12 protein-coding genes and 1 riboswitch are annotated in these 15,847 nt (G+C 57.4%); of the genes, 8 read left to right on the forward strand and 4 right to left on the reverse strand.

Features of this window, described 5'->3' with window-relative positions; all coding sequences use genetic code 11:
- Window positions 1–38: 38 nt before the first annotated feature.
- Together ppc and argE are read right to left on the reverse strand one after the other, a co-directional pair.
- Window positions 39–2,690 carry a phosphoenolpyruvate carboxylase gene (ppc, locus tag GT756_RS24190; protein ID WP_017899812.1) on the reverse strand — a complete coding sequence of 884 codons (2,652 nt, stop codon included), beginning with the start codon at window positions 2,688–2,690 and terminating at the stop codon, window positions 39–41.
- A 258-nt stretch (window positions 2,691–2,948) separates the two neighbouring features.
- A complete protein-coding gene (gene argE / locus GT756_RS24195) occupies window positions 2,949–4,100 on the reverse strand; it encodes an acetylornithine deacetylase (RefSeq protein WP_160125108.1) in 1,152 nt (383 codons plus the stop codon).
- Between the two features lie 113 nt (window positions 4,101–4,213).
- On the opposite strand from argE, the gene argC reads away from it, so the two are divergent.
- From argC to oxyR, 4 genes are all read left to right on the forward strand, one after another.
- Complete coding sequence (gene argC / locus GT756_RS24200; RefSeq protein WP_048293960.1) at window positions 4,214–5,218, forward strand: N-acetyl-gamma-glutamyl-phosphate reductase; 1,005 nt, start codon at window positions 4,214–4,216, stop codon at window positions 5,216–5,218.
- Between the two features lie 6 nt (window positions 5,219–5,224).
- The gene (gene argB / locus GT756_RS24205) at window positions 5,225–6,001 is read left to right on the forward strand and encodes an acetylglutamate kinase (protein ID WP_085955164.1); all 777 of its coding nucleotides are present in this window, start codon (window positions 5,225–5,227) and stop codon (window positions 5,999–6,001) included.
- Between the two features lie 100 nt (window positions 6,002–6,101).
- Window positions 6,102–7,475: an argininosuccinate lyase gene (gene argH, locus GT756_RS24210; protein WP_017899811.1), complete on the forward strand. Its 1,374-nt coding sequence runs from the start codon at window positions 6,102–6,104 to the stop codon at window positions 7,473–7,475.
- 259 nt (window positions 7,476–7,734) lie between these two features.
- On the forward strand, window positions 7,735–8,652 hold the full coding sequence (gene oxyR / locus GT756_RS24215; protein ID WP_002883015.1) for a DNA-binding transcriptional regulator OxyR: 918 nt from the start codon (window positions 7,735–7,737) through the stop codon (window positions 8,650–8,652).
- On the opposite strand, the gene sthA is transcribed toward oxyR, so the two are convergent.
- Entirely contained in the window at window positions 8,635–10,035 is a 1,401-nt protein-coding gene (gene sthA, locus GT756_RS24220; RefSeq protein ID WP_002883016.1) for a Si-specific NAD(P)(+) transhydrogenase, read from the reverse strand. The genes oxyR and sthA overlap by 18 nt on opposite strands.
- A 196-nt stretch (window positions 10,036–10,231) precedes the next feature.
- Between sthA and fabR the strand changes: the two genes are divergently transcribed.
- Together fabR and GT756_RS24230 are read left to right on the forward strand one after the other, a co-directional pair.
- On the forward strand, window positions 10,232–10,867 hold the full coding sequence (gene fabR / locus GT756_RS24225; protein WP_004151856.1) for an HTH-type transcriptional repressor FabR: 636 nt from the start codon (window positions 10,232–10,234) through the stop codon (window positions 10,865–10,867).
- A 15-nt stretch (window positions 10,868–10,882) separates the two neighbouring features.
- Entirely contained in the window at window positions 10,883–11,242 is a 360-nt protein-coding gene (locus tag GT756_RS24230) for a YijD family membrane protein (RefSeq protein ID WP_004203691.1), read from the forward strand.
- A gap of 50 nt (window positions 11,243–11,292) precedes the next feature.
- On the opposite strand, the gene trmA is transcribed toward GT756_RS24230, so the two are convergent.
- Entirely contained in the window at window positions 11,293–12,393 is a 1,101-nt protein-coding gene (gene trmA / locus GT756_RS24235; RefSeq protein WP_004203692.1) for a tRNA (uridine(54)-C5)-methyltransferase TrmA, read from the reverse strand.
- Between the two features lie 114 nt (window positions 12,394–12,507).
- A riboswitch (cobalamin riboswitch) is annotated at window positions 12,508–12,695 on the forward strand.
- 64 nt (window positions 12,696–12,759) lie between these two features.
- On the opposite strand from trmA, the gene btuB reads away from it, so the two are divergent.
- Window positions 12,760–14,598 carry a TonB-dependent vitamin B12 receptor BtuB gene (gene btuB, locus GT756_RS24240; protein ID WP_004203694.1) on the forward strand — a complete coding sequence of 613 codons (1,839 nt, stop codon included), beginning with the start codon at window positions 12,760–12,762 and terminating at the stop codon, window positions 14,596–14,598.
- On the forward strand, window positions 14,543–15,394 hold the full coding sequence (gene murI / locus GT756_RS24245) for a glutamate racemase (protein WP_023291541.1): 852 nt from the start codon (window positions 14,543–14,545) through the stop codon (window positions 15,392–15,394). The genes btuB and murI overlap by 56 nt, the downstream gene beginning before the upstream one ends.
- Window positions 15,395–15,847: the final 453 nt, after the last annotated feature.

The following is a 15,847-nucleotide window of genomic DNA, read 5'->3' on the forward strand; positions in this document are numbered from 1 at the left end:
AGAAATCCCCCGGCCGGGTGGCCGGGGGAAGACATCGATTAGCCGGTGTTACGCATACCGGCGGCGACGCCGGCGATGGTGACCATCAGCGCTTGTTCAACGCGCGGATCCGGGTCTTTGCCCTCTTCTTCAGCCTGGCGTGAACGGTGCAGCAGTTCCGCCTGCAGGACGTTCAGCGGGTCGGTATAGATATTACGCAGCTGGATAGACTCGGCGATCCACGGCAGGTCAGCCATCAGATGGGAGTCGTTGGCGATGGCCAGCACGACGTTGATATCGGCAGCCAGCAGCTTGCGCAGCTCGGTACCCAGCGCCCACAGCTCCGGTTTCACCAGGCGCTGATCGTAATACTCTGCCAGCCACAGGTCGGCCTTCGAGTAAACCATCTCCAGCATGCCGAGGCGGGTGGAGAAGAACGGCCAGTCGCGACACATCGCTTCCAGTTCACTCTGTTTTCCGCCTTCGACTACCTTCTGCAGCGCAGCGCCAGCGCCCAGCCAGGCCGGAAGCATCAGGCGGTTCTGGGTCCAGGCGAAGATCCACGGAATGGCGCGCAGCGACTCGACGCCGCCGGTCGGGCGACGTTTTGCCGGACGCGAACCCAGCGGCAGTTTGCCCAGCTCCTGCTCCGGAGTGGCGGAGCGGAAGTAAGGCACGAAATCTTTGTTTTCACGCACATAGCCGCGATACATCTTGCACGACACGTCGGACAGCTCGGCCATGATGTCGCGCCACTGCGGTTTGGGTTCCGGCGGCGGCAGCAGGTTGGCTTCGAGGATCGCGCTGGTATAGAGCGACAGGCTGCTGATGGTGACTTCCGGCAGGCCGTACTTAAAGCGGATCATCTCACCCTGCTCGGTAACGCGCAGGCCGCCTTTCAGGCTTCCCGGCGGCTGTGAGAGGAGCGCGGCGTGGGCCGGCGCGCCGCCGCGGCCAATGGAGCCACCGCGACCGTGGAACAGCGTCAGTTCGATCCCGGCTTTCTCACAGGTTTTGATCAACGCATCCTGCGCCTGGTACTGCGCCCAGGAGGCGGCCATCACCCCTGCGTCTTTCGCGGAATCAGAGTAGCCGATCATGACCATCTGTTTGCCCTGGATAAAGCCGCGGTACCAGTCGATATTCAGCAACTGGGTCATGACGTCGTTGGCATTGTTCAGGTCGTCCAGCGTTTCGAACAGCGGAGCCACCGGCAGGGCGAATCCAATCCCGGCCTCTTTCAGCAGCAGGTGAACCGCCAGCACGTCGGACGGCGTTTTGGCCATCGAGATCACGTAGGCGGCGATCGATCCGCGCGGCGCCTCGGCGATCACTCTGCAGGTGTCGAGAACTTCGCGGGTCTCTTCGCTGGGCTCCCACTGGCGCGGCAGCAGCGGACGTTTGGAATTCAGTTCGCGGATCAGGAAAGCCTGTTTGTCGGCTTCTGACCAGCTTTCGTAATCGCCGATCCCGAGGTAACGGGTCATTTCGCCCAGCGCTTCGGTATGGCGAGTGCTTTCCTGACGGATATCAATACGCACCAGCGGTACGCCGAAAGACTTCACGCGGCGCAGGGTGTCGAGCAGCTCGCCGTTGGCGATAATGCCCATGCCGCAGGCCTGCAGCGATTTATAGCAGGCGTACAGCGGCTCCCACAGCTGCTCGTTCTGCGTGATCAGTCCCGCCGGTTTCGGCAGCTTCTGACCTTTCAGGCGCGCTTCCAGCCAGGCCTGGGTCTCCATCAGCTGAGTGCGCAGTTTTTTCATCAGGTAACGGTACGGTTCCTGAGCGCCCTCGGCGCCGGCCAAGGCACGCAATTCGTCGGTACACTCCACCATCGACAGCTCGGAGATCAGCACCTGCACATCTTTAAGGAACAGATCGGTCGCTTTCCAGCGGCTGAGCAGCAGCACGTGGCGGGTGATATCGGCGGTCACGTTCGGGTTGCCGTCGCGGTCGCCGCCCATCCACGAAGTGAAACGCACCGGGACAAAGTCCACCGGCAGCTGATAGCCGAGGTTGGCTTCCAGCTGTTCGTTCAGCTCGCGCAGGTAGTTAGGCACCCCTTCCCACAGGCTGTTTTCCACCACCGCGAAGCCCCATTTGGCTTCATCGACCGGGGAAGGGCGGTGCTTACGAATTTCATCGGTATGCCAGGACTGGGCGATCAGCTGGCGCAGACGGCGCATCAGCTGGTGGTGCTCGTAGTCCGCGATATCTTTGTTATCCAGCTGCTTGAGGCAGTTGTTCACCTCCACCATTTTATGGATCAGCGTCCGGCGGGTGATCTCGGTCGGGTGGGCGGTTAACACCAGCTCCAGGGACAGAGATTCCACCGCTTTTTTGATGGTCTCTTCGTTGAGATTGGGTTGGTCTTTGAGCTTTCTCAGGGTACGCGCAATGACTTCCGGATTGCTGGCTGCTTCGCCATTCGGCGAAATGCTGTGGTACTGCTCAGCGGTGTTAGCCAGATTCAGGAACTGGCTGAAGGCACGGGCTACCGGCAGCAGTTCGTCGTTAGACAAATTCTGCAGCGTGGTCAGCAGCTCCTGGCGGTTAGCTTCGTTGCCGGCGCGTGAAGATTTGGACAACTTACGGATAGTTTCGACACGATCAAGAATATTTTCTCCCAATGCATCCTTGATGGTATCGCCCAGCACCTTGCCGAGCATACTGACATTACTACGCAATGCGGAATATTGTTCGTTCATGTTACCCCAGACACCCCATCTCATTTTATTTTGTTATATCCGCTGCGCTGGAACGTGAGCAACGGATAAGCAACCCGTCTTTTATAAAGCCACGTAAATACCCCCACGTCAATTACTGCGAAATCGCTTCAGCAAACGAGTAAATACCCGTAATTTGCGAAATTTAACTCAGGGGGCGCTGGATAAGCATCGCTTATGGAAATGTGACGATCGTCACCGTTCCGCCCCGGGAGAACGGGGCGGAAAAAGAGGGCGATTTTAGTGCCAGCAGAAGTGGTGGACCACCTGGCTAATCAGCTCCCGCGTCGGCTTGATAAAGCGCGTCTCCAGAAACTCGTCAGGCTGATGGGCCTGGTTGATCGAGCCCGGGCCGAGAACCAGCGTTGGGCACAGCGTCTGGATAAACGGCGCTTCGGTACAGTAGTTCACCACGTCGGTCTGGGCGCCAAGCAGTTTCTCAACCACCTGCACCAGCTTATGGTCCGGTGGGCACTCATAGCCGGGGATCGGCGGATGCAGCTCCGAGACCGTCAGGCGGCCTGGCCAGCGTTCGCTGACCGGGGCCAGCGCCTCGCCCAGCAGACCATTAAGGTCGTTGAGGGTCATCCCCGGCAGCGGGCGGATGTCCATATGCAGTTCACAGCAGGCGCAGATACGGTTTGAGGCATCGCCGCCATGGATGGCGCCGAGGTTGAGGGTCGGGTAAGGGACCGTGAACGCCTCGAAGTGGTAGCGCTCTTTTAGCAGATCGCGCAGCTGCATAATCCGGCCGATGGCGTCGTGCATCAGCTCGATCGCGTTGACCCCGCGCGCCGGATCGCTGGAGTGGCCGGACTGGCCCTGAATACGGATCGCGTTGGACATATGTCCTTTATGGGCGCGGATTGGCTGCAGGGAGGTGGGCTCGCCGATGATGGCGCAGTCCGGGCGCAGCTGGGTGGTTTCGGCAAAATAGCGCGCGCCAGCCATGCTGGTCTCTTCGTCGGCGGTGGCCAGAATATACAGCGGTTTTTTCAGCGTGGTGACGTCGACATCGCGCAGGGCGTCGAGAATAAAGGCGAAAAAGCCTTTCATATCGGCCGTGCCGAGGCCGTAGAGCTTGTTATCGTGTTCGGTGAGGGTGAACGGGTCGCGCGTCCAGCGGCCATCATCGAACGGCACGGTATCGGTATGCCCTGCGAGCAGCAGGCCGCCGGCGCCGTGTCCGGTGCTGGCCAGCAGATTGAATTTATGGCGCGTATCCGGCACTGGCTGTACCTCGACGTTGAAGCCGAGATCGCGGAACCAGCCGGCCAGCAAATTGATTAAAGACTCATTGCTTTGATCGAGAGCCTCTTCGGTCGCGCTGATGGACGGTGTGGCGATCAACGCGCGGTAGATCTCGATAAAGAGCGGTAAATTGTTTTTCATTGTTGACACACCTTGGGTCGTGATAGTATCAATATTCATGCATTTATTGTGAATAAAAATACAATATCGTTGAGCGTAAGAAAACCCATCGAATGTAAGGAGATGCGCTTCCAATGTTAAATACGCTGATTGTGGGTGCCAGTGGTTATGCCGGCGCAGAGCTGGTGACCTATATCAATCGTCATCCGCATATGAACATAACCGCTTTGACGGTCTCCGCGCAAAGCAATGATGCGGGAAAATTAATTTCCGACCTGCATCCGCAGCTCAAAGGCATTGTCGATATGCCGCTGCAGCCGATGTCCGATATCAGCGAATTCAGCGCTGGCGTGGACGTGGTGTTTCTCGCCACCGCGCACGAAGTGAGTCACGATCTGGCGCCACAGTTCCTTGCCGCCGGCTGCGTGGTGTTCGATCTCTCCGGTGCCTTCCGCGTTAACGATGGGGCGTTCTACGAAAAATATTATGGTTTCACTCATCAGCATCCCGACCTGCTCAAACAGGCGGTGTATGGTCTGGCGGAGTGGAGCGCGGATGCGCTTAAAGAAGCGCAGTTAATCGCGGTGCCTGGCTGCTACCCAACGGCGGCGCAGCTGTCGCTGAAGCCGCTGATCGATGCCGGTCTGCTGGATCTCAACCAGTGGCCAGTGATCAACGCCACCAGCGGGGTGAGCGGCGCGGGTCGTAAGGCCGCGATCGGCAACAGCTTCTGTGAAGTTAGCCTGCAGCCGTACGGCATATTTAACCATCGCCATCAGCCGGAGATTGCCAGCCACCTCGGGGCAAAGGTAATTTTTACCCCGCACCTGGGTAATTTTAAGCGCGGCATCCTGGAAACCATTACCTGCCGTCTGAAGCCGGGCGTCGGCCATGCGCAGATCGCGGCGGTTTACCAGCAGGCTTACGCCGATAAACCACTGGTACGTTTATATGATAAAGGCGTGCCCGCTTTGAAAAGCGTCGAAGGCCTGCCATTCTGTGATATCGGTTTTGCCGTGCAGGACGATCATCTCATCGTCGTCGCGGCAGAAGATAATCTGCTGAAAGGCGCCGCAGCGCAGGCGGTGCAGTGCGCGAATATTCGTTTCGGCTTCGCTGAGACGCAGTCTCTTATTTAAGGTGTGATGATGAACCCATTAATTATCAAACTCGGCGGCGTATTACTCGATAGCGAAGAAGCGCTGGAGCGTCTGTTTACCGCGCTGGTCAATTACCGTGAAGCGCACCAGCGTCCGCTGATTATCGTCCACGGCGGCGGCTGCGTGGTGGATGAGCTGATGAAGCAGCTCAATCTGCCGGTGCAGAAGAAAAATGGTCTGCGGGTGACGCCGGCTGAGCAAATCGACATCATAACCGGCGCGCTGGCGGGAACCGCTAACAAGACGCTGCTGGCGTGGGCGAAAAAGCACGGTCTGGCCTCTGTCGGCCTGTTCCTCGGCGATGGCGATAGCGTGAAGGTGACGCAGCTGGATGCTGAGCTGGGCCATGTCGGGCTGGCGCAGCCGGGCTCTCCGACGCTGATCAACACCCTGCTGGCGGGCGGTTACCTGCCGGTGGTGAGCTCTATCGGCGTGACCGATGAGGGCCAGCTGATGAACGTCAATGCTGACCAGGCGGCGACGGCGCTGGCGGCTACCCTGGGGGCGGATCTGATTCTGCTGTCTGACGTCAGCGGTATCCTCGACGGTAAAGGGCAGCGGATTGCCGAGATGACCGCCGAGAAAGCGGAGCAGCTGATCGAGCAGGGGATTATCACCGACGGCATGATTGTCAAAGTGAATGCGGCTCTCGACGCCGCGCGCGCTCTGGGCCGTCCGGTGGACATCGCCTCCTGGCGTCACGCCGAGCAGCTGCCGGCGTTGTTTAACGGCACGCCAATCGGCACACGTATTCTGGCTTAAGATTTCATGCCCGGTGGCGCGTTGTCTGCCGGGCTTACAAGACCGTAGGCCGGGGAGGCACAACGCCACCGGCGGAACTAATGAATAAAGGAAGCATGTTATGGCACTTTGGGGCGGGCGTTTTACACAGGCAGCAGATCAACGGTTTAAACAGTTCAACGACTCGTTGCGCTTCGACTATCGTCTGGCGGAGCAGGATATCGTTGGCTCTGTCGCCTGGTCGAAAGCGCTGGTAACGGTCGGCGTTCTGAGTGCCGCTGAACAGCAGCAGCTGGAAGAAGCGCTGAACGTGCTACTGGAAGAGGTGCGCGCCAATCCGCAGCAAATCCTCGCCAGCGATGCCGAAGATATTCACAGCTGGGTGGAAGGCAAACTGATCGACAAAGTGGGCCAGTTGGGCAAGAAACTGCATACCGGCCGCAGCCGTAACGACCAGGTCGCTACCGATCTTAAACTGTGGTGCAAAGATACCGTTGTCGAACTGCTGTCGGCGAACCGCCAGCTGCAGAGCGCGCTGGTGGAGACGGCCCAGCAGAACCAGGACGCGGTGATGCCGGGGTACACCCACCTGCAGCGCGCCCAACCGGTGACGTTCGCGCACTGGTGTCTGGCTTATGTCGAAATGCTGGCGCGCGACGAAAGCCGCCTGCAGGACGCGCTGAAGCGCCTCGACGTTAGCCCGCTGGGCTGCGGCGCGCTGGCGGGAACGGCGTATGAGATCGACCGCGAGCAGCTGGCCGGCTGGCTGGGCTTTGCCTCCGCCACCCGCAACAGCCTCGACAGCGTGTCCGACCGTGACCATGTTCTGGAGCTGCTTTCCGATGCCTCTATCGGCATGGTGCATCTGTCGCGCTTTGCGGAAGATCTGATTTTCTTTAACTCCGGCGAGGCGAATTTCGTCGAGCTTTCCGACCGCGTAACCTCAGGCTCCTCGCTGATGCCGCAGAAGAAAAACCCGGACGCCCTGGAGCTTATCCGTGGCAAATGCGGTCGCGTGCAGGGCGCGCTGACCGGCATGATGATGACCCTGAAAGGGCTGCCGCTGGCCTACAACAAAGATATGCAGGAGGATAAAGAGGGGCTTTTCGACGCCCTGGATACCTGGCTCGACTGCCTGCATATGGCGACCCTGGTGCTGGATGGCATCCAGGTAAAACGTCCGCGCTGTGCGGAAGCGGCGCAGCAGGGCTATGCCAACGCCACGGAGCTGGCGGATTATCTGGTGGCGAAAGGCGTACCGTTCCGCGAGGCGCACCATATTGTCGGTGAAGCGGTGGTGGAAGCCATTGCGCAAGGGAAACCGCTGGAAGCGCTGGCCCTGGCCGATCTGCAGAAATTCAGCCCGGTGATTGTGGACGATGTTTATCCGATCCTGTCGCTGCAGTCCTGCCTGGATAAACGCGCGGCAAAAGGCGGCGTCTCGCCGCAGCAGGTGGCGCAGGCTATCGGCGAGGCGAAGGCCCGTCTGAGCTAATCCTTAGATATCTGCCCCCCCTGATCCGGCCGAGCCCAGCGACGCCGGGTTTTTTATGCAAAAAAAAAGCGGACGCAAGGTCCGCAAAAGTTCACGTTGGCTTTAGTTGTTCGGGTAGAGAAACAGTGTGACGGGCCAGTGGTTTTCAGAGGTTCACCGTCTTTATGGGTGTATTATTGAACAGAAAACTTGATAGGGATAATCGTTCGTTGCTATGCTATCTATCGCCATGGACTATCGTGGCGATGGAGGATGAATAATGAATATTCGCGATCTTGAATACCTGGTAGCGCTCGCCGAACACCGCCACTTCCGGCGGGCGGCTGACTCATGCCATGTGAGCCAACCGACGCTCAGCGGACAGATCCGCAAGCTGGAGGATGAGCTTGGCGTCATGCTGCTGGAGCGCACCAGCCGTAAGGTTCTGTTTACCCAGGCGGGGCTGTTGCTGGTGGATCAGGCGCGTACCGTGTTACGCGAAGTAAAAGTGCTCAAGGAGATGGCAAGCCAACAAGGGGAAACCATGTCCGGGCCGCTGCATATCGGCCTGATCCCGACAATTGGCCCGTACCTGCTGCCGCACATCATTCCGATGCTGCATCAGACCTTCCCGAAGCTGGAAATGTATCTGCACGAAGCGCAGACCCATCAGCTGCTGGCTCAGCTCGACAGCGGTAAGCTCGACTGCGCCATCCTGGCGCTGGTCAAAGAGAGCGAGGCCTTTATCGAGGTGCCGCTGTTCGATGAGCCGATGATGCTGGCTATCTATGAGGATCATCCGTGGGCAAACCGCGATCGGGTGCCGATGTCGGATCTGGCCGGTGAAAAGCTGCTGATGCTGGAGGATGGGCACTGCCTGCGCGATCAGGCGATGGGCTTCTGCTTTGAAGCGGGGGCGGATGAGGATACCCACTTCCGCGCGACCAGCCTGGAAACGCTGCGCAATATGGTAGCGGCAGGCAGCGGTATTACCCTGCTGCCTGCGCTGGCGGTGCCGCAGGAAAGAAAACGCGATGGCGTGGTCTACCTGCCGTGCATTAAGCCAGAGCCAAGACGCACCATCGGTCTGGTTTACCGTCCGGGCTCACCGCTGCGCAGCCGCTACGAACATCTGGCGGAGGCCATCCGCGGCACGATGGATGGCCATTTCGACAAGGCGTTAAAACAGGCGGTTTAAGCCGTTCAGCGCGGCAACCCGGTACGCTTCCGCCATGGTCGGGTAGTTAAAGGTGGTGTTGACGAAGTACTCAATGGTGTTACCACCACCTTTCTGCTCCATGATTGCCTGGCCGATGTGAATGATTTCGGCTGCGCGTTCGCCAAAGCAGTGAATGCCGAGGATCTCCTTGGTCTCCCGATGGAACAGGATCTTCAGGGTTCCCACGCTCATGCCAACGATTTGCGCCCGCGCCAGGTGTTTAAACTGAGCGCGACCCACCTCATACGGCACTTTCATCGCCGTCAGCTGCTGCTCGGTTTTCCCGACGGAGCTGATTTCCGGAATGGTGTAGATCCCGGTCGGGATATCTTCAATCAGATGCGCTGAGGCTTCGCCTTTCACCAGCGCCTGGGCGGCAATGCGTCCCTGATCGTACGCCGCGGAGGCGAGGCTCGGATAGCCGATGACATCCCCAACCGCATAGATGTGCGGAAGGGCGGTCTGATACATGCTGTTGACCTTCAGCTGACCGCGGCTATCGGTCTGCAGACCGATATTTTCCAGCGCCAGAGTGTCGGTATTGCCGGTGCGGCCGTTGGCGTACAGCAGGCAATCGGCTTTCAGTTTTTTACCGGACTTCAGGTGCATGATCACCCCGTCATCCACCCCCTCAATTTTCTCATACTCCTCGTTGTGGCGAATGACCACGCCGCTGTTCCAGAAGTGATAAGAGAGCGAATCTGACATCTCCTGATCGAGGAAGGCCAGCAGACGATCGCGGGTGTTGATCAGATCGACCTTCACCTCCATGCCGCGGAAGATCGACGCATATTCACAACCGATTACCCCGGCGCCGTAAATGATCACATGGCGCGGCTCATGCTGCAGGCTGAGAATCGAATCGCTGTCATAGATGCGCGGGTGGTGGAAATCGACATCCGCCGGATGGTAGGGGCGAGATCCGCAGGCGATAACGAATTTCTCCGCGGTCACCGTCTCAACCGTGCCGTCATGACACTCCAGCGCCAGAGTATGCTCATCAACGAAGTGGGCATTGCCCTGCAGAATTTCACAGTGGTTGCGCTCATAGAATCCCTGGCGCATATGAGTCTGCTGGTTGATGACGCTGTCGGCATGGTTAAGGATGTCGGCGAAAGAAGAGCGAAGAAGGCGGGAGTGGTCGCTGTAGAGGGGGTTTTGGTTAAACTCGATAATACGGCTGACGGCATGGCGGAGGGCTTTCGACGGGATGGTGCCCCAGTGGGTGCAACCGCCGCCGACATTATGGTAGCGCTCGATGACGGCAACGCGTGCTCCCTGTTTCACCAGTCCCATGGCGGCGCCTTCGCCGCCAGGACCGGAACCAATCACTATTGCATCATAATCCCAAGAGTGTGACATGGCATTACTCACCTGTTTTATACATAAAATAAACACGATGATAACATTCGCTGCGCTTTAACCCAATTATCGTTGTGCTTTTTTGCGGCATAAAAGCAGAAACGGCTCGTAAACAATCATTCACAATCCAGGGCAAACCGATTAGTTTTAATCTCTGGTATAGTGCCAGCAGGGCTATTGGAAGGATTCATACATCGTGATGGGCGTAAGAGCACAACAAAAAGAAAAAACCCGCCGTTCGCTGGTGGAAGCGGCATTCAGCCAACTTAGCGCTGAGCGGAGTTTCGCCAGCCTGAGCTTGCGTGAAGTGGCGCGGGAAGCAGGGATCGCGCCGACGTCCTTTTATCGTCATTTTCGCGATGTCGATGAGTTAGGCCTGACGATGGTCGATGAGAGCGGACTGATGCTGCGCCAGCTGATGCGCCAGGCGCGCCAGCGGATTGCCAAAGGCGGCAGCGTGATCCGCACCTCGGTCTCGACCTTTATGGAGTTTATCGGTAACAACCCGAACGCCTTCCGCCTGCTGCTGCGCGAGCGCTCGGGAACTTCTGCGGCGTTTCGCGCCGCCGTCGCACGCGAGATCCAGCACTTTATTGCGGAACTCGCCGACTATTTAGAACTCGAAAACCATATGCCGCGCGCCTTTACCGAAGCGCAGGCTGAAGCTATGGTCACCATCGTTTTTAGCGCTGGCGCGGAAGCGCTGGATGTCGGCCCTGAACAGCGCCGACAGCTGGAAGAACGGTTGGTACTGCAGCTCAGAATGATCTCGAAAGGCGCGTATTACTGGTATCGCCGTGAACAAGAAAAAATGTCACATCATTCCGAATAACGTGAAGGACGAGCAATGAAACACTCAGTTCAAGATAAAGGTACGCTGCTGCTGGCGCTGATTGCCGGGTTATCTATTAATGGCGCCTTTGCGGCGCTGTTCAGTTCGATAGTTCCGTTTTCCGTCTTCCCCATCTTATCCCTGCTGCTGACGGTCTACTGTCTGCATCAGCGCTATCAGAATCGCAGTATGCCCGTCGGGCTACCGGGCCTCGCCGCCGCCTTTTTTATTCTCGGGGTGCTGTTGTACAGCACCGTCGTGCGTGCGGAGTACCCTGATATCGGCTCTAACTTCTTCCCGGCCGTTCTGTCCGTCGCGATGGTCTTCTGGATCGGCTACAAGATGCGTAACCGCAAAAATACGGCAGCCGAATAAGCCGCCAGTGATAAAAAACCGGCAATATGACGTTGCCGGTTTTTTTTGGCCTATTTCCGGGTCAACAGCACGCCGCATTCCATGTGATGGGTATACGGGAACTGGTCGAACAGCGCCAGCCGGGTAACATTATGCGTCTGGCTTAGCGTTTCCAGATTGCGGCACAGCGTTTCCGGGTTGCACGAAATGTACAGAATACGCGGATAGGCCTGCACCATTTTTTCCGTTTCACTGTCCAGCCCGCTACGCGGCGGATCAACGAAAATCGTCTCGCACTGATAGCTTTGCAGATCGATACCCTGCAGCCGGTTAAACTCACGCACGCCGTTCATCGCCTGAGTAAACTCTTCCGCCGCCATGCGGATAATCTGCACGTTGTCGATATGGTTGGCGGCGATGTTGTACTGCGCCGCCGCCACCGACGGTTTGGCGATTTCGGTGGCCAGGACGCGATCGAAATTACGCGCCAGCGCCAGCGAGAAGTTACCGTTGCCGCAGTACAATTCCAGCAGGTCGCCGGTCGCTCCTTTGGTGACATCCAGCGCCCACTCCAGCATTTGAATGTTCATTGCCGCGTTCGGTTGGGTAAAGCTGTTTTCCACCTGACGGTAGATCATCTCCCGACCGCCAACCGGCAGACGTTCATCTATATAATCCTGATCGAGCTCGATTTTAGTTTTGGTCGCCCGACCAATCAGATGCACATTGAGCCCCTGGGCTCGCAGGGCGTCACGCAGCGCCTCCGCTTGCTCACGCCAGGCATCATCGAGTTTTTTATGATACAGCAGCGAGACGACCGCCTGATTGCTGAGGGTGGTCAGATAGTCAATCTGGAACAGCTTATGGCGCAGCACGGGATTGTTGCGTACGCCCTCCAGCATGGCGGTCATCAGCTGATTGATGAGCGCGCTGGCGGCCGGGAAGCTGTCAACGCGAATCCGCGACCGGGTCTGCTGATCGAAAATTATATGGTACAGGTCGTCGCCATCGTGCCACAGACGGAACTCGGCGCGCATACGGTAGTGGCTGACCGGCGAACGAAACACTTCCGGAACCGGCGCGGCAAAAGGCGCCATCATGGTTTGCAAACGGACGACTTTTTCTGCCAGTTGCGCTTCGTATTGTTCGGTAGGAAGGTGTTCGGGGGTCATGATGTATCCTGAATAAAATAAGTACGCGGGGATTGTAGGGAAAGCGCCGGGGATGTCCAGCCTCGAATGCCGCGGGAAATATAATTAGCAGTCTGGACATCTATATGATTCTGATTGTAGCATTCGCCTACCGGTCCTGTGAGTTAAAAGGGAACCCAGTGGAAATCTGGGGCTGACGCGCAGCGGTAAGGAAGGTGAGAAATGAGCGCACTCGGTGCAGACACTGCGGTTAGCCGTGGGAAGTCATTATTTCTTGAAACAGCCTCCAAGCCCGAAGACCTGCCGGAATACGTCGCACTGGGTTTTATCGTCGCGAGCAACTGATAAAACCTGCGGCATCCTTTTTCTGTTTCGGATGCTTTTACAATGATTAAAAAAGCTTCGCTGATGACGGCCTTATCCGTCACGGCATTTTCCGGCTGGGCGCAGGATAGCAATTCAGATACGTTGGTGGTGACAGCAAACCGTTTTCAACAGCCGGTCAATACCGTGCTGGCGCCGACCGATATAGTGACGCGTGATGACATCGATCGCTGGCAGTCCAAAGATTTAAACGATGTCATGCGTCGTCTTCCCGGGGTCGATATTGCCCGCAACGGCGGCATGGGGCAGAGCGCTTCGCTGTATGTTCGGGGGACGGAGGCTCGCCACGTGCTGGTGCTGATCGATGGTGTGCCGATGGCGCGTCCGGGGATCTCCAATGGCGTGGATATCAGTCAGATCCCTATCTCGCTGGTCCAGCGGGTGGAATATATCCGCGGCCCGCGCTCCGCGGTGTACGGCTCCGGAGCGATCGGCGGGGTGGTGAACATTATCACCATGACCGACGCTGAGCGTTCGCAGATCAACGCCGGCGCGGGAACGAACGGCTATCAGTCCTATGATGGCGCCTTCAACAAGCGGTTTGGCGATACGCTGGTTACCGCTGCCGGCGCCTATCAGACCACCAAAGGGTTTAACGTCCAGCCGAACTCCTCTTATAGCGGCGACAGCGATCGCGACGGCTACCGCAATAAAATGCTGTGGGGCGGGGTACAGCATCAGTTCGATGATAACTTCTCGGGATTCTTCCGCGGCTATGGTTATTCCGCCAATGCTGACTATGACCAGGGTAACTGGGGCTACGCAGGTGGAAACGATGAAAATCAGTCCTATACCCAATCCTGGGATACCGGTCTGCACTACCACTCCGGAATTTACTCCTCCCAGCTGATTGCGAACTATCAGCGTATTAAAGATTACAACTACAGCAGCGACGCTGGCCGCTATGCCGCGGGCACCACCCTGGATGATATGGAACAGCGCTATATCCAGTGGGGAAATAATGTTGTGGTGGGCCATGGCGCGGTGAGCGGCGGCGTAGACTGGAAACAGGAGAAGCTGAAATCCAGCGGAACGACCAGTACCGACGTGTATAAGCGCGATACCACCGGTCTTTATCTGACGGGCCAGCAGCAGATTGACAGCGTGACGCTGGAAGCTTCCGGCCGTGAGGATCATGACGAGCAGTTTGGCTGGCACGGTACCTGGCAGACGGCGGCAGGCTGGGAATTTATCGACGGTTATCGGACAACGCTCTCGTACGGCACAGGATTCCTCGCCCCCTCCCTCGGGCAGCAGTACGGCGCAGAACGCTTTGGCATCGCCTCTAACCCGAACCTGAAGCCAGAGGAGTCGAAGCAGTGGGAAGCGGGCCTTGAAGGGTTAACGGGGCCGGTCGACTGGCGTCTCTCCGCGTATCGCTATGAGATTCAAAACCTCATCGATTACGACAACAACGCCTATTACAACGTCAAGTCGGCGACGATCAAGGGGCTGGAGTGGACGGGAAATGTCACCACAGGGCCGGTGGAGCACCATCTGACGCTGCAGTATGTTGACCCTCGCGATGATGAAACTAACAAGATCCTCTATCGCCGGGCGAAGCAGCAGGTGAAATACGAGCTGAACGGCCAGGTCTACGATCTGGGGTGGGATGTGACGTATCACTACATCGGCAAGCGCTACGATTATGATTACGACAATTCGCGTACCGTCAATATGGGTGGGTTGAGCCTCTGGGATGTCGGTTTATCGTATCCCGTCACCTCACACCTGACAGTTCGTGGTAAAATAGCCAACCTGTTCGATAAAGATTACGAGACAGTTTATGGCTACCAATCTGCAGGACGGGAATACACCTTGTCTGGCAGCTACACCTTCTGATCCACGTCCCACCGTGCTGGTGTTTGATTCCGGCGTCGGTGGGTTGTCGGTTTATAATGAGATTCGGCAGCTGCTGCCGAATCTGCATTACATCTATGCTTTCGATAACGTTGCCTTCCCCTATGGCGAGAAGAGCGAGGAGTTTATCGTTGAGCGCGTTGTGGAAATCGTCACCGCTGTCCAGCAGCGTTATCCCCTGGCGCTGGCGGTGATCGCCTGCAATACCGCCAGTACCGTCTCCCTGCCTGCCCTGCGTGAAAAGTTCGCCTTCCCCGTTGTTGGCGTGGTGCCGGCGATCAAGCCCGCCGCCCGCTTAACGGCGAACGGCATTGTTGGTCTGCTGGCGACGCGCGGTACCGTAAAGCGTCCTTATACCCGTGAGCTGATCGATCGCTTTGCCAATGAATGTCGGATTGAGATGCTGGGGTCGGCGGAGCTGGTGGAGCTGGCGGAAGCGAAGCTGCACGGCGAGCCTGTGCCGTTAGAAGAGCTGCGCCGTATCCTGCGCCCGTGGCTGCGGATGCAGGAGCCGCCGGATACGGTGGTGCTGGGCTGCACCCATTTTCCTCTTTTACAGGAGGAGCTGCAGCGCGTTCTGCCGGAAGGCACGCGGCTGATTGATTCCGGCGCGGCGATTGCCCGTCGCACCGCCTGGCTGTTAGAGCATGAAGCGCCGGATGCGAAGTCCAGCGACGAGAATAAAGCATTCTGCATGGCGTTGACGGCAGAAACGGAACAACTTTTACCCGTTTTGCATCGCTATGGCTTCTCGACGCTGGAAAAATTACCGCTTTAACGGCGTTTTGCACAAAAAAGAGACGGTTGAATAATTTTTTGAAAACAGGGCTTGTCAACGTCTCAGAACTCCCTATAATGCGCCTCCACTGACACGGAACAACGGCAAGCGAGCCGCCGGGTCAGCAGGGTTTCGGCGATGAAGTTCAGCGCTGAAAACCGACAGAGAAAAGCAAAATAAGGGCTTGACTCTGAATGAGGAAAACGTATTATACGGGACCTCGCAACGGTGAGCTGAAAGCCGCGTTGCAACTGCTCTTTAACAATTTATCAGACAATCTGTGTGGGCACTCAAAGTGACATGGATTCTTAACGTCCCCGGACGAAAAATGAATACCAAGTCTCAAGAGTGAACACGTAATTCATTACGAAGTTTAATTCTTTGAGCATCAAACTTAAATTGAAGAGTTTGATCATGGCTCAGATTGAACGCTGGCGGCAGGCCTAACACATG

The sequence above is a fragment of the Klebsiella sp. Q2 genome (assembly GCF_009900705.1).
Lineage (GTDB): Bacteria > Pseudomonadota > Gammaproteobacteria > Enterobacterales > Enterobacteriaceae > Klebsiella > Klebsiella quasipneumoniae.

Bases quoted from the DNA above. Each gene is read 5' to 3' on its own strand.
- ppc (WP_017899812.1), bottom strand. From the start codon at position 2,690: ATGAACGAACAATATTCCGCATTGCGTAGTAATGTCAGTATGCTCGGC.
- argE (WP_160125108.1), bottom strand. From the start codon at position 4,100: ATGAAAAACAATTTACCGCTCTTTATCGAGATCTACCGCGCGTTGATC.
- argC (WP_048293960.1), top strand. From the start codon at position 4,214: ATGTTAAATACGCTGATTGTGGGTGCCAGTGGTTATGCCGGCGCAGAG.
- argB (WP_085955164.1), top strand. From the start codon at position 5,225: ATGATGAACCCATTAATTATCAAACTCGGCGGCGTATTACTCGATAGC.
- argH (WP_017899811.1), top strand. From the start codon at position 6,102: ATGGCACTTTGGGGCGGGCGTTTTACACAGGCAGCAGATCAACGGTTT.
- oxyR (WP_002883015.1), top strand. From the start codon at position 7,735: ATGAATATTCGCGATCTTGAATACCTGGTAGCGCTCGCCGAACACCGC.
- sthA (WP_002883016.1), bottom strand. From the start codon at position 10,035: ATGTCACACTCTTGGGATTATGATGCAATAGTGATTGGTTCCGGTCCT.
- GT756_RS24230 (WP_004203691.1), top strand. From the start codon at position 10,883: ATGAAACACTCAGTTCAAGATAAAGGTACGCTGCTGCTGGCGCTGATT.
- trmA (WP_004203692.1), bottom strand. From the start codon at position 12,393: ATGACCCCCGAACACCTTCCTACCGAACAATACGAAGCGCAACTGGCA.
- btuB (WP_004203694.1), top strand. From the start codon at position 12,760: ATGATTAAAAAAGCTTCGCTGATGACGGCCTTATCCGTCACGGCATTT.
- murI (WP_023291541.1), top strand. From the start codon at position 14,543: ATGGCTACCAATCTGCAGGACGGGAATACACCTTGTCTGGCAGCTACA.